This window comes from Sphingobium algorifonticola (assembly GCF_004005485.1).
In the GTDB taxonomy this organism is placed as follows: Bacteria; Pseudomonadota; Alphaproteobacteria; order Sphingomonadales; family Sphingomonadaceae; genus Sphingobium; species Sphingobium algorifonticola.
Window position 1 is genome coordinate 412,915 of sequence record NZ_RZUL01000003.1, and the last position, 11,907, is coordinate 424,821.

The following is an 11,907-nucleotide window of genomic DNA, read 5'->3' on the forward strand; positions in this document are numbered from 1 at the left end:
GCAAGGACGAACAGACATCATGGCTGACGATGGCCCGGCACCCGCAAAGGAAGCGGACAGTAGCAGCGGCAATGAAGGCGGCTTATGGAGCGGCCTCAAGAGCCTGATCTTCGGCGAGGAAAGCGAGCACAGCCTTCGCAAGGAGATTGAGGAAGCCATCGACGAATATGACGAGGACGACGAGGATCGCCGCGCGCCGGCATCCAAGGGCGATCTTTCGGCGATCGAGCGGCAGATGCTGCGCAATCTCCTGCATTTCAGCGAGCATACTGTCGATGATGTCGCCGTGCCGCGCGCCGACATCATCGCTATCGAGGAAAAGGCCAGTTTCGCCGAGCTGGCGGCGTTGTTCGCCGACGCGGGGCACAGCCGCATTCCGGTCTATCGCGACACACTCGATACGATTGTCGGCATGATCCATATCCGCGATGCCTTCGCCATATTGGCGGGCAACGCCCCTCCCCCAACCACGCTCGCACCATTGATCCGGCAGCCGCTCTACGTGCCCGAAAGCATGGGCGTGCTCGATCTGCTGGCGGAAATGCGCGCCAAGCGGACGCATCTTGCAATTGTGCTCGATGAATATTCGGGCACCGAGGGGCTGCTGACATTCGAGGATCTGGTCGAGGAGATCGTTGGCGAAGTCGAGGACGAGCATGACGACGCGCCTCAGGCGCTGCTGATCGCCCTTGATGACGGCATCTGGGACGCTGACGCCCGTGCTGAGCTGGAAGACGTCGCCGAAGAGATCGACGCGCGCCTCGCGGACATAGAGGAAGACGTCGACACCCTGGGTGGCCTTGCCTTCGTCATTGCCGGTCGCGTGCCGGAAGTGGGCGAAATATTGCTGCACGAGGACAGCGGATGGCGGCTGGAAATCACCGCCAGCGACAGCCGTCGCGTCACGCGGCTGCGGCTGCATCCGCCGGTCGATCGCGATGAAGCGACCGAGGATTGAGCGCTTCCCTTGCGTATCGGCGTCGAGCGATGCAGCTTGGCCTCGTAACCGACGGGGGATCCGATTCGATGGATAGCGTGAACTGGGATGCCCCGGCGCAGCTGCATGAACGCGATGACGCGGGATCAGACATGTTCGTCGAGTTCCGAACGCTGAAGACCGGGGCACTCGCCGACCTCATTGCCCATGTCCAGACTTTGCCAAGCGAACAGAAGGCGCGGCTCGTAATCGACGCGACGGGCGTCGGATCGCTCAATATTCATGACATCACGGCTCTCGCCGCCCGCCCGGATTTCCCCGCGTCGCAAACCGACGCTTAAGCCGCCGGACGCTTAAGCCCCCGAAAGATTGCGCGCGCGCTGCCGCCATGCGTCGGCCAGCAGCGGCATGTCGGCCAAGTGTCGTACCGCCCCCTTGTCCTGCTTGTGACCGCCGCCGATCAGCAGCCGGAATACACGGGCAACCGGCCATTCCGGATGCGGCCGCGCGATCATGTCCATCGTCATGTCTCCGTCCGCGTCGGCTTCGCCCTCACGCACGACGCGGAAATAGAGGCCGGACCGCCCCGTCTTGACGATCGTCGCCATGACATCGCGTCGCCCGAACCGGTGGTCGAGCTTTGAACAGGGCTGACGGCCATGGCTCACTTCGATGATCGCGGTGCCCAGAGTAAAGCGGTCGCCGATGCACAGCTGTTCTTCGTCCAACCCCACCGATGCGATATTCTCGCCAAAGGCTCCGCAGGATTCCAGCAGCGGATGATTGCCCATGTGCGCCGACCAGAACGCATAATGGTCTTGCGGATAGAGATGGATGGCCTTGTCCCAGCCACCATGATGCACCGTATCGGCTACGCTGTCGCCTTCGAGACCGAGCCAGCCGATACGCACCCGGCCTGATACCGGTGTTTTGGCGATGGCACTATACTGGCCATCCCTGAAGGGCACGGGCTTGCCGGTAAGCAAAGCGATGACGGACAGGCGACTCATGACGTCTTGTCGCAAATCCATCGCCTTTTTTCCAGCCGACCGGATCGCCTAATGTCCGGTCAGTTCCGAACCGAGCTTAAGCACCTGCGCGCCATTGTCGCTGTCGATCAGATAGGCCGGGTTGTCGTCGCTGCCATTGCGGGAGACTTTTGCGCCTTCGATGGTTCGTTCGACATGCCTGTCAAACCGCTCCACCACTTTCCCGCGCCCGACGCCCGTGCCCCAGTTCCATCGCACCCGCTGCCCTTTGCGAAAATGCGTATCCTGCCGCACCGTAGCCGTCATGCACACTCTCCTTTCCTGACGCATAAAGCAGCGGAGGCACCGCCGGTTCCCTTGGCCTTTGTGCCGCTGTGCGTTAAGGCGCGGCGGATGGACGCCACCGCCCTTCGCATCGCCCTGTTCAGCGGAAACTATAATTATGTCCGTGACGGCGCGAACCAGGCGCTCAACCGGCTGGTCGGCTATCTTCTGCGTCAAGGCGCGCAGGTGCGCGTTTATGCACCCACCGTGCGCCAGCCTGCTTTTCCGGCGACCGGTGATCTCATGAGCGCGCCATCCTGGCCGATTCCGGGGCGCGGCGAATATCGCATTCCGCTTGGTCTGTCCCCTGCCCTTCGTCGCGATCTGAAGGCCTTCGCGCCCAATATCGTCCATGTGTCCAGCCCCGATCCCCTCGGGCACCGGGCGCTCAGTTGGGCGCGCAAGCGCGGATTGCCGACGGTCGCCTCGGTCCATACCCGTTTTGAAACCTATCCGCGCTATTACGGTCTGGCCTTCATGGAGCCGTTGATCGAGGCGATGCTGCGTCGCTTTTATCGCCGCTGCGATGCGATCGTCGCCCCGTCCGATTCGATGGCGCAACTGCTGCGCGATCAGCGCATGAATTATGATGTCGGCATCTGGACGCGCGGGATCGACCAAGACATCTTTCACCCGGACCGTCGCGATCCGGCCTGGCGGCGCAGCCTGGGCATCGCCGACGAGACGCCCGTAATCGGCTTTGTCGGTCGTCTGGTGATGGAAAAGGGTCTGGATGTCTTTTCCGACAGCATCATGCTGTTGCAGCAGCGCGGCGTGCGGCATCATGTCATGGTGGTGGGCGATGGCCCCGCACGAAGCTGGTTTGAAAACCGGCTGCCAGATGCAAGCTTCTTGGGTTTCCAGAGCGGCCCCGACTTGGGGCGCAGCGTTGCTTCCATGGACATGCTGTTCAACCCATCGGTCACCGAAACGTTCGGCAACGTCACGCTGGAGGCGATGGCCTGCACGCTGCCGACGGTCGCCGCCCGGGCGACCGGCAGTGAGTCGCTCGTCACCGATGGCGTGACGGGGCGTCTTATCCGCCCCGGCGCGATCAGCCAATTCGCGGATGCGCTGGAAACATACTGCACCGATGCCGACAGCCGCCAGCGCGCGGGCGCGGCCGCCCATCGCATTGCTGCGCGCTATGGATGGGATCAGGTCAATCAGGCCCTCGTTGATACCTATGTGCGTATCATTCGCCAGCGCGAACGCGGCGCTCTCGCGCTCGCCAGCCCGGTGCCCTGAGCCTGGGATGGCGGATCTGTTCGGCAGCATCGAAACGAACGCTACGCCGCCCGAGCGTGCCGACGCGCCGCTGGCCGACCGCCTGCGCCCGCGCACTCTGGCCGACGTCGTCGGGCAGGAGCATCTGACCGGACCGGATGGCGCGATCGGGCGGATGGTGGCGGCGGGCCGGTTGTCCTCCATCCTCTTCTGGGGTCCGCCCGGAACCGGAAAGACGACCATTTCCCGCCTGCTCGCCGATGCCGTGGGCATGCGGTTCGAGCCGATTTCTGCGGTGTTTTCGGGCGTCGCGGACCTTAAGAAAGTCTTCGCGGCCGCGCGCGACCATGCCCGTATCGGTCAGAAGACCTTGCTGTTCGTCGATGAAATCCATCGGTTCAATCGCGCGCAGCAGGACAGTTTTCTGCCCTTTGTGGAGGATGGCACGGTCACGCTGGTCGGCGCCACGACCGAAAATCCCAGCTTCGAACTGAATGCCGCGCTGCTCTCCCGCGCGCAGGTGCTGATTTTGCGGCGGCTGGATGCTGTCGCCCTTGAACAGCTTTTGGCGCGCGCCGAAGCCCTCATCGGCCTCCCCCTGCCGCTGACCCGGCAAGCGCGCGAGGCGCTGATCGCGAGCGCCGACGGCGACGGGCGTTTCCTGCTCAACCAGGCGGAGACGCTCTATTCGGTCGCGATTACCGAGCCGCTCGATCCCGCCGCGCTGTCCGCCCTGCTGCATCGCCGTGTCGCGGTGTATGACAAGGATCGCGAAGGCCATTACAATCTGATTTCCGCGCTCCACAAATCGTTGCGCGGGTCGGACCCTCAGGCGGCGCTTTACTATCTGGCGCGGATGCTGACCGCCGGGGAGCAGCCGCTCTATGTCCTGCGCCGTCTGGTCCGCTTCGCGAGCGAGGATATCGGCCTTGCCGATCCGCAGGCGCTGGTCCAGTGCCTTGCCGCAAAGGACGCCTATGACTTTCTCGGGTCGCCCGAAGGCGAACTGGCGATCGTGCAGGCATGCCTCTATTGCGCCACTGCGCCCAAATCCAACGCTTCTTATGCTGCACAGAAAGCGGCGTTCCGCACTGCGCGCGATACCGGATCGCTGATGCCGCCGCAGAACATCCTGAACGCGCCGACAAAGCTGATGAAGGACATCGGCTATGGCGCCGGCTACGCCTATGACCATGATGCGCCCGAAGGCTTTTCCGGGGCAAATTACTGGCCGGACGACCTTGCGCCGCAGATCTTCTACACGCCCACCGATCGCGGGTTCGAGCAGCGCATCGCCGAACGCATGGCCTGGTGGGACGCCCGCAGGGGCAGTGACGAAGCGGAATGAACGCCACGCCGCGGTTCGAGCATTTCGCCGTCATCGACTGGTCGGGACAGGCCGTGGAGCGACCGGCGGGCCTTGCGCTGGCGCATGCGCGGGCGGGCGATGACGCGCCGACACTGCTGCGCCCCGAACGCGGCTGGAGCCGGGCGGCACTGGCGCAATGGATCGCCGACCATGGCCGCGCCGCTACCCGCATGCTGATCGGGATGGACCTGTCACCTGCCTTCCCCTTTGTCGATCACGGCAGCTACTTTCCGGGATGGGATGCATCACCCCCCGACGCACATGCGCTGTGGGATCTGGTCGAGGCCCTGTCCGCCGACGATCCGCACCTCTCGGTCGGCAGTTTCGTCTCCCATCCGCAGGCACGCCGCCACTTCCGTCAGCATCGCGATTGCGGCGATTTGTTTTCCGGCGGACGCGGCCGCTTCCGGGTCTGCGAACATGGGCAGGCGGCAATGCGCCTTTCGCCCTACAGTTGCTTCAATCTCGTGGGCGCGGCGCAGGTCGGCAAATCCAGCCTCACCGGCATGCGTGTCCTGCATCGCCTGCGCAATATTGTGCCGGTCTGGCCGTTCGATCCGGTGCCCGGCAATGGCCCGGTGATTGTGGAAATCTACACCGCGCTTGCCGCCCGTGCGGCAGGGCTGCGCAAGGGACTTTCGAAGATTCGCGACGGGATGGCGCTCGATGCTGCTCTGGCGGCGCTGGACAGCCGCCCCCATGTGCCGCTTGCCCGCTATGACGATCACAGCACAGACGCGCTGCTCACGACCGCATGGCTGCGTCGGGCGGCGCAGGACGTCCGGCTGTGGCATCCCGCCACCATGACGCGTGAAATTGCCCGCACAGAGGGCTGGACCTTTGGCGTATTGTGATAGTAAGGGCATGGCGCGCGACTGGAGCGCCGGATTAGCACAGTGGTAGTGCAGCGGTTTTGTAAACCGAAGGTCGCGGGTTCAAATCCTGCATCCGGCACCAGCCTTCAACCGATGAGCAGGCTGAGCATCATCCATCCCGGCAGCGTCGCCACGCACAAATAGGTGCCCAGCGGAATGGGGCGCGCCCTATCCAGCCGTCCCTGGCGCACGGCGGTGATTGCCGTAACCAGCAACGCACTCAGGCTGGCGATGAGGAGGACGAACGGCAACGCCTGCCAACCCATCCAGGCGCCAATCGCGCCGAGCAGCTTTGCGTCGCCCAGACCCAGCCCCTCCTGCCCGCGCCACGCCCGATAGGCCAGAGCCGCCGCAAGCAGCGCGCCATAGCCCGCCGCTGCACCGATCACCCGGTCCCAAAGCGCCAGGTCGGTCGTCCACAGGCCAAGCGTGAAGCCCAGGAAGGCAAGCGGCAAGGTCAGCCGGTCGGGCATCCAGAAATGCCGCCAGTCGAGCACCGCCAGCGTCAGCAGTATCCAGCCCAGCACGGCCCATCCGGCGGCAGCCGGGAACGGCGCAAGCAGGAAGGCACCCGCCCCGATCGCCGCGCACCCCAGTTCCATGGCGAAATGCAGGGCCGCGATGGACCCGCCGCATCGTCGGCATCGACCGCGCAGGGCCAGCGCACTGAGCAGCGGGATCATCTCCAAAGGTCCCAATGGCGCGCCGCAGCTGTCGCAGGCGGAGCGGCCGGTCACGACCGATCGCCCCTGCGGCCATCGCATCACCAGTGCGCCCAGAAAACTGCCGATGATCGCCCCGGCACCGGCACCAATGCCCAGCATTGCCAGAGGCGTCACAATGTGCCGTCGACCTTCAGCACAAAGCCGTCACCCGCCGCCGTGAAGCCCGCGGCGCTCAGGCCCTGCGCCAGCGCCGGATCGCTGTTGCGCACCCGCATCGTCGCGCTGTAGCGGCCATCGCCGGTAATGCGCAGGTTGAGTGTCTCCAGCCCGGACTGGCTGACGAGCGGCACCATCAGGGCGCCACCTTCGCAGCGCACATCGCCAGTCAGGCCCTGGCTCAGATTGACGCCGGGTATCTCCCCGGCGATGGCCACCCGAACACGGCCTTCGGCATCGCCGCATATATCGCCGGTAAAATAGGCGCTGACATCCACGAACTCGGCGGAGCCGATCGGCAAGGGCGCGAATGTCGTGCCCAGCGGCACCCGGCCGGTGACGTCGTCGATACCGACACGCCCGCCTAGGCCAAAGGTGAGCGCGCCCGCGATATCATCGGGCGTGCCTGTCTTGCGCCACAGATCGATGCGTGCGCGGCCAAGAAGAAGCGGGAAAGGCGAAAGCCCCGCATTGACCGTCCCGATCGGAACATCGCCGATCGCAAGCTGCACGATCCGTCCCGACCACAGGCTGCCACTGATGCCACGCGCGCTGACACCCTGCTTCTCCAGCCCGATCATCGTCGCCGCCGTGCGGAGCGGCAGAAACAGGACAAGCCCGATCACGAAGGCGAGCACCAGCCCCCAACGCGCCCGCCTGCTGAGCGTCAGCCCCATCATGGTGCAGCTTTCTTCAAAATGGCGCGCACCGACAGCGCGCCGCTGGCAGTGGACGGCTGCACCGTCAGGCTTTCGACGACCACGCCCTGCGCCTCTATGGCGGAAAGCCAGCCGAACAGGGCCGTCGGCCGGGCGGCGGCGATTGCGATTTCGACGCGCGCGTCGCCCTGCGCCTGTATCCGCTCCAGCATGAACCCGGCGTCGCCCGCACTCTGGCCGATCATCTGGTCGAGCGACCCGGTGACGCCCGCCACGGCGGCTTCTGGCGTTTGCAGCGCCTTCACTTTCGCGCGTATAGCCATATTGCGGTCGAGCGCCGCCGCTTGTCGCTCACGCGCCGTTTGCATGCCGCGTTCCACCGGCCGGGCAATGCCCAGCCAGATCACCACGATCGCAAGCAAAACGCCCATCACAGCGATCAGCAGCCGCTCACGCTGGCTAAGCGCGGTCCACCAGGCGCGCATCCCGCTCATGGCCGCACCGTTATGTCGGCAACGATGCGGCCGCTGTTGTCCTGAGACGATGTTGCGGTGATCGTGAAGCCCGCCGCCTGCAATGCCAGCAGCACCACGTTGATATCCTCCGCCTTGGACGCAGCCAATGTCGCCTTCACCATGCCGTCCGCGCTCCGGTCTAGCAAGGTCAGCGCCACCGAAGGTGCGCCGCGCATCGCAGAGAACAGACCCGAAACCGGCCCGGAAAAGCCATAGGCGCCGGTTCCGCGCGCCGCCAGCATAGCGTCGATTTCCCGCTCCGCCTGTTCCGCATCACTCGCTTGCGGCAGGACGGCGCGGGCGACCGCGATCGTTTCCGCGTCAAGCCGCCGCGCATCGCCGTTCAGGCGCAGTAGGGCGATCAGCGCGATGCAAAGGCTGACGAGCGCGATGAAGCCACACCACATAGCGATGCGCGCAAGCTGACGCCCGTCCACCGCCTGTCGCGTGCGTTTCGCAAAAACCGATGTGCGCACATTGACATGCGGTGCCGATAGCGCCGCAATCGTGGCGGCGCGGACTGTGTCTTGCGGCAGGTCGATCACGGCCGCATCCCCGATCAGGACCGGTGCCAGCGGATCGTCGGCATCGAGGGCCAGCGCCGCGCCGCGCAGCACCCGCGCCGGGCCGATCTGCCCCCGGACCAGGCCGTCCTCGGGCAGGGGCAACAGAAAGGCCGTGGGAATGACGATGTCGGGATCGATCGCATGATGCTGCGCCCACAGCAGCCAGTGTTGCATGTCGGCGCGCGCCACCACAACCACCTGATGCGCGCCTGCTGTCGCGTCCGGCTCCAGCGATACCGCCAGCAGCGTGTCGGCCGGTGCCATGCTGCGGTCCAGCGCCGCGATCCGCGCCGCTGCGCGCGCCTGTCGCGGCGGCAGGTCAGGCATCGTCACGCTGTGCAACACGGCTGCCGCAGTCGGCACCACCAGCATCACCATCGCACCGGACGGCAGCGCCTGTAGCCCGCATGCACTCAGCCAGTCGGTGCCGGTGCCGGTCTGCACGACGCCGCCATCGGCCACGCGCCACCATGTCGGGGCGTCATCGGCCGCATCGGGCAGCATCACGATCAGGGCATCGCGCGGCGTCATGACTCTTCGCCCCAATGGCGATAGACGATACGGGCGGGGATGGCCTGCGCGTCGATCAACGCTGTATCGTTCAACTCCACGCCCCCCAGTTCGACCAGAACATCGACACGAAACCAGCGGCTGGTCAGCTTGGCCTGTGCATTGACATCACCCGACGGCACGATGCCGGATCGCCCCGGCAAAGCCCAGAATGTGTTGAGGCTCCCATAGCCATCGGCCGGGCGTTGCGCCAGCCATTGCCGCGCCTGCTCGACGGTCACTTTGCCAGGCAAAAGCATGGCGAAAAGCGGGGCCTGCTGGGGCAGCAGCGTGTTGACGTTGATCGGTGACAGGTCGCTGACGGGCAAGGCGCATACCCAGGGGCGCAGGACGCCGTAAAGCGCAGGCGTGACACCCTGGACCGCGCGCAGCTCGCTCGCGTCGACCATGAAGCGATTTGCGGTGCGATAGGGCTGCGCGAGGCGCAGATAGCTCTCGTCCTCTCCACCGCCCGGTTGCGGAACGGCATCGCTGTCGATCCAGTCGGCAAGCGACGCGGCAACGCCCTGCGCCCGGCGCTCGTCGATGCCGAGCGCCTGCATCAGCGCCACGAATTGTACTATGCCCACCGGCCGGGTCTTCAGGTCTGCGGCATTGTCGCCGGTCACTACGCTGTTGAGGTTGAAGCAATTGCCGCTGTCGGTCACGCGCGCGGTCGCGGTGCCGCCCGGCACCGGCACGGCCTGCGCCGCGCCGAGCCATCCGCCCGCCAGCGTCGTGCGACCGGGGCTGGCAGCAATCAGGTCGGCGATGCGCTGGCGGGCGATGGTCTGCGCTGCATCGGCATAAGCGCGGGCCTGCGCCTGCGCCCCGGCGTTGGCCGTCAGACGGGTAGCGAGGGCCACGCGCTCCAGCGCGCCTGCGGCAATGATCGCCATTACTGCAACGAGCAGCAGCACGGTCAGCAATGCCGCACCGCGTTCCCCGGGATGGCACCGATCACGCACCGGGCACCCCGCCATCGCTTGCAACCCTCGTCTGTTCCTCCGGGCCGGGACCGACGGCATAGACCAGGGTCACCGGCGGCGCGCCTCGGCGCGCGAGGCGCAGTTCCACGGCCAGCGGCAGCAGATCGGGCTGCGTCGGCATCCATTGGCCGATCCATTCGCCGCGCGCATTGCGAAAGCGTAGTGCGGCACTCTCCAGATCGGTCAGCAGCGGCGCCGGTTCGCGCGCCGTCGCGCCATCCACGGCATCATAGCTGCGCCGTTCCAATCGCCCCTCGCGCAACCAATATTCGACCTTTTGCAGCGACGATCGCGGGCTGTCCCCCAGATTGGCGCGGCCGCCGCGCACGAACTGAAGGATCGGCGCGGACTCGCCGCCGGGATTTGCAAAGAACGCGGGGGCCAGCGTACCCAATTCGGTCCGGCTGATGCGCGCCGTCGCCTGCCCAAGATCGGCGGAGAGGGTACCATCGGCGCGCTGCACGGCGGCGAGATCATCAAGCCGCAGTTTGATCGCCCCCTGCGCCGAAACGCTGTTCCCCAGCAGCAGGACACCCGCCCCCGCGATCAGCGCGAATATCGCCAGCGCCACCATCAACTCGATGAGGGTAAAGCCGTTTGCGCGGTCGCTCATGGCGCGGCAGCCCGCACGAACGTCAGCACGGCGGGCGATCCCCCGCCATTGCCCGCGACCTGAAGGTCAACACGCACGAGGCGGCTGTCGTCCAGGCGCGTGACCGCGCGCGTCCAGCGCCAGCGTTGCCCGCCATTGTCGACAATGCCATCGTCCTTGCCGACCGGCGTCGGCCGCGGGTCGGTCTGCCACTCGACCATCAGGTTGCGGGCCACGATCTGTGCCATCACCTTGCGGTCCAGATCGGCGGCGGTGCGAATGGTCACGCCCTGCAAGCGGATCAGCGCGAGCGCGGCGAGGCTGAACACCGCCAGCGCGACGAGCATTTCCAGCAACGTAAACCCGGCGTCCTGCCAATCACGCCTAGCCATCGACCAGCACTTTCCCTGCCATGTCGACCCGTACCGTCACGGCCTCGCCGTCGCGTTGCAGCCGCACGGCCAGGATGTCGTCGGGCAATCCCGTGCCGTCGAAAATCAGTTGCCGCTGCCCCGCTTCGCCCAGCACGGCGCTGGTTCCCTGACGCCAGTCGGTCGTGACGAACGGCTTGTCCTCGATCGGCACCCATTGCCGGTCGCGTCGCCGCTCGAAACCATAGCCGGAGGGCGATACCCAGACGGCCATCGGCTGCGCGCCGACGATCGCATTGTCCCGCGCCGCCGCCACCCGAGCGGCAAAGCGTTCGGCATCGTCCATCACGCGCCCGCGCGGATCGGGGATAGACAGCATCACTGCGACCGACGCCAGCCCGATGATCGCGATAACGACCATCAGTTCCACCAGCGTGAAGCCGCGTTCGGCGGAACGCCTCACGGGCGTGAAGCCGCGCTGGTTGACACTCCAGCGCGTCCCCGCGACGGCGGGGACCCAGGTTTTGGGACGCGGTTCCCCGTTCACACCAAAAAGCCCTCGCTGCAGCCTGGACTATATCTCGCTGGAATAGATGTCCGCATTGTCACCCTCGCCGCCCGGCTGGCCGTCCGCGCCCAGCGAATAGATGTCGAACGGTCCCTTCCGGCCCGGCACCGCATAGCGATAGGCGCGTCCCCAGGGATCGTCGGGCAGTTTCTTGATATAGCCCCCGCGCCGGTAGCGTGCCGGTTGCGCCAGGGTCGCGGGTGGCGTGAGCAGCGCCTGCAATCCCTCGGTCGCACCGGGATAATTGAGATTGTCGAGCCGATACTGGTCGAGTGCCTGCTCGATGGTCGCGACGTCGGCCTTCGCCTTTTCGACACGCGCCTGATCGGTCGCCGGAATGACGTTGATCGCCACGATTGTCGCCAGAAGGCCGATGATGACGATGACCACGAGCAGTTCGACCAGCGTGAAGCCGTGTTCGGCGGAGCGCCGGTCAGGCACGCCATGTGCGCCTGCGAAAGCAGGAGCAGAGGGTTCCGGGCGCTGCGCGGGATGC

General features: G+C 65.9%; 16 protein-coding genes and 1 tRNA gene. 6 read left to right on the forward strand and 11 right to left on the reverse strand.

The genetic code is table 11. The annotated features are described in order from the left end of the window. Window positions 1–19: 19 nt before the first annotated feature. On the forward strand, window positions 20–958 hold the full coding sequence (locus tag ENE74_RS11065; RefSeq protein WP_127690987.1) for a hemolysin family protein: 939 nt from the start codon (window positions 20–22) through the stop codon (window positions 956–958). Window positions 959–1,026: 68 nt separating this feature from the next. Further along, window positions 1,027–1,278, forward strand: a complete 252-nt coding sequence (locus ENE74_RS11070) for a hypothetical protein (protein ID WP_127690988.1) — start codon at window positions 1,027–1,029, stop codon at window positions 1,276–1,278. A 12-nt stretch (window positions 1,279–1,290) separates the two neighbouring features. Here the strand turns inward: ENE74_RS11070 and ENE74_RS11075 are convergent, their stop codons facing one another. Together ENE74_RS11075 and ENE74_RS11080 are read right to left on the reverse strand one after the other, a co-directional pair. Beyond that, on the reverse strand, window positions 1,291–1,947 hold the full coding sequence (locus ENE74_RS11075; RefSeq protein ID WP_127691182.1) for an MOSC domain-containing protein: 657 nt from the start codon (window positions 1,945–1,947) through the stop codon (window positions 1,291–1,293). Window positions 1,948–1,995: 48 nt separating this feature from the next. After that, window positions 1,996–2,232 (reverse strand): hypervirulence associated TUDOR domain-containing protein, encoded by a 237-nt coding sequence (locus tag ENE74_RS11080; RefSeq protein ID WP_127690989.1) that lies wholly within the window; start codon window positions 2,230–2,232, stop codon window positions 1,996–1,998. A gap of 87 nt (window positions 2,233–2,319) precedes the next feature. Between ENE74_RS11080 and ENE74_RS11085 the strand changes: the two genes are divergently transcribed. The 4 genes from ENE74_RS11085 (at window position 2,320) to ENE74_RS11100 (ending at window position 5,803) form a co-directional block, all read left to right on the forward strand. Continuing rightward, complete coding sequence (locus ENE74_RS11085; RefSeq protein WP_127690990.1) at window positions 2,320–3,498, forward strand: glycosyltransferase family 4 protein; 1,179 nt, start codon at window positions 2,320–2,322, stop codon at window positions 3,496–3,498. Between the two features lie 7 nt (window positions 3,499–3,505). Next, window positions 3,506–4,825: a replication-associated recombination protein A gene (locus tag ENE74_RS11090; protein ID WP_127690991.1), complete on the forward strand. Its 1,320-nt coding sequence runs from the start codon at window positions 3,506–3,508 to the stop codon at window positions 4,823–4,825. Next, window positions 4,822–5,700, forward strand: coding sequence for a hypothetical protein (locus ENE74_RS11095; RefSeq protein WP_127690992.1), 879 nt, complete (start codon window positions 4,822–4,824; stop codon window positions 5,698–5,700). The genes ENE74_RS11090 and ENE74_RS11095 overlap by 4 nt, the downstream gene beginning before the upstream one ends. A gap of 28 nt (window positions 5,701–5,728) precedes the next feature. Next, window positions 5,729–5,803, forward strand: a tRNA-Thr gene (locus ENE74_RS11100). Window positions 5,804–5,807: 4 nt separating this feature from the next. Here the strand turns inward: ENE74_RS11100 and ENE74_RS11105 are convergent. The 9 genes from ENE74_RS11105 to gspG are packed head-to-tail and all read right to left on the reverse strand — an operon-like array spanning window position 5,808 to window position 11,852. Then, on the reverse strand, window positions 5,808–6,545 hold the full coding sequence (locus tag ENE74_RS11105; protein WP_241241945.1) for a prepilin peptidase: 738 nt from the start codon (window positions 6,543–6,545) through the stop codon (window positions 5,808–5,810). A gap of 11 nt (window positions 6,546–6,556) precedes the next feature. Further along, window positions 6,557–7,282 (reverse strand): type II secretion system protein N, encoded by a 726-nt coding sequence (locus ENE74_RS11110; protein WP_127690994.1) that lies wholly within the window; start codon window positions 7,280–7,282, stop codon window positions 6,557–6,559. After that, window positions 7,279–7,755, reverse strand: coding sequence for a type II secretion system protein GspM (gene gspM, locus ENE74_RS11115; RefSeq protein ID WP_127690995.1), 477 nt, complete (start codon window positions 7,753–7,755; stop codon window positions 7,279–7,281). The genes ENE74_RS11110 and gspM overlap by 4 nt, the downstream gene beginning before the upstream one ends. Continuing rightward, window positions 7,752–8,873 (reverse strand): type II secretion system protein GspL, encoded by a 1,122-nt coding sequence (gene gspL / locus ENE74_RS11120; RefSeq protein WP_127690996.1) that lies wholly within the window; start codon window positions 8,871–8,873, stop codon window positions 7,752–7,754. Before gspL ends, gspM begins: the two co-directional genes overlap by 4 nt. Beyond that, window positions 8,870–9,859, reverse strand: a complete 990-nt coding sequence (gspK, locus tag ENE74_RS11125) for a type II secretion system minor pseudopilin GspK (RefSeq protein WP_420902582.1) — start codon at window positions 9,857–9,859, stop codon at window positions 8,870–8,872. The genes gspL and gspK overlap by 4 nt, the downstream gene beginning before the upstream one ends. Beyond that, on the reverse strand, window positions 9,852–10,493 hold the full coding sequence (gene gspJ, locus ENE74_RS11130) for a type II secretion system minor pseudopilin GspJ (RefSeq protein WP_127690998.1): 642 nt from the start codon (window positions 10,491–10,493) through the stop codon (window positions 9,852–9,854). The genes gspK and gspJ overlap by 8 nt, the downstream gene beginning before the upstream one ends. Next, window positions 10,490–10,864, reverse strand: coding sequence for a type II secretion system minor pseudopilin GspI (gene gspI / locus ENE74_RS11135; RefSeq protein WP_127690999.1), 375 nt, complete (start codon window positions 10,862–10,864; stop codon window positions 10,490–10,492). Before gspI ends, gspJ begins: the two co-directional genes overlap by 4 nt. Then, a complete protein-coding gene (locus ENE74_RS11140) occupies window positions 10,857–11,390 on the reverse strand; it encodes a GspH/FimT family pseudopilin (protein WP_338142987.1) in 534 nt (177 codons plus the stop codon). The genes gspI and ENE74_RS11140 overlap by 8 nt, the downstream gene beginning before the upstream one ends. A 27-nt stretch (window positions 11,391–11,417) precedes the next feature. Continuing rightward, window positions 11,418–11,852, reverse strand: a complete 435-nt coding sequence (gene gspG, locus ENE74_RS11145; protein ID WP_241241946.1) for a type II secretion system major pseudopilin GspG — start codon at window positions 11,850–11,852, stop codon at window positions 11,418–11,420. Window positions 11,853–11,907: the final 55 nt, after the last annotated feature.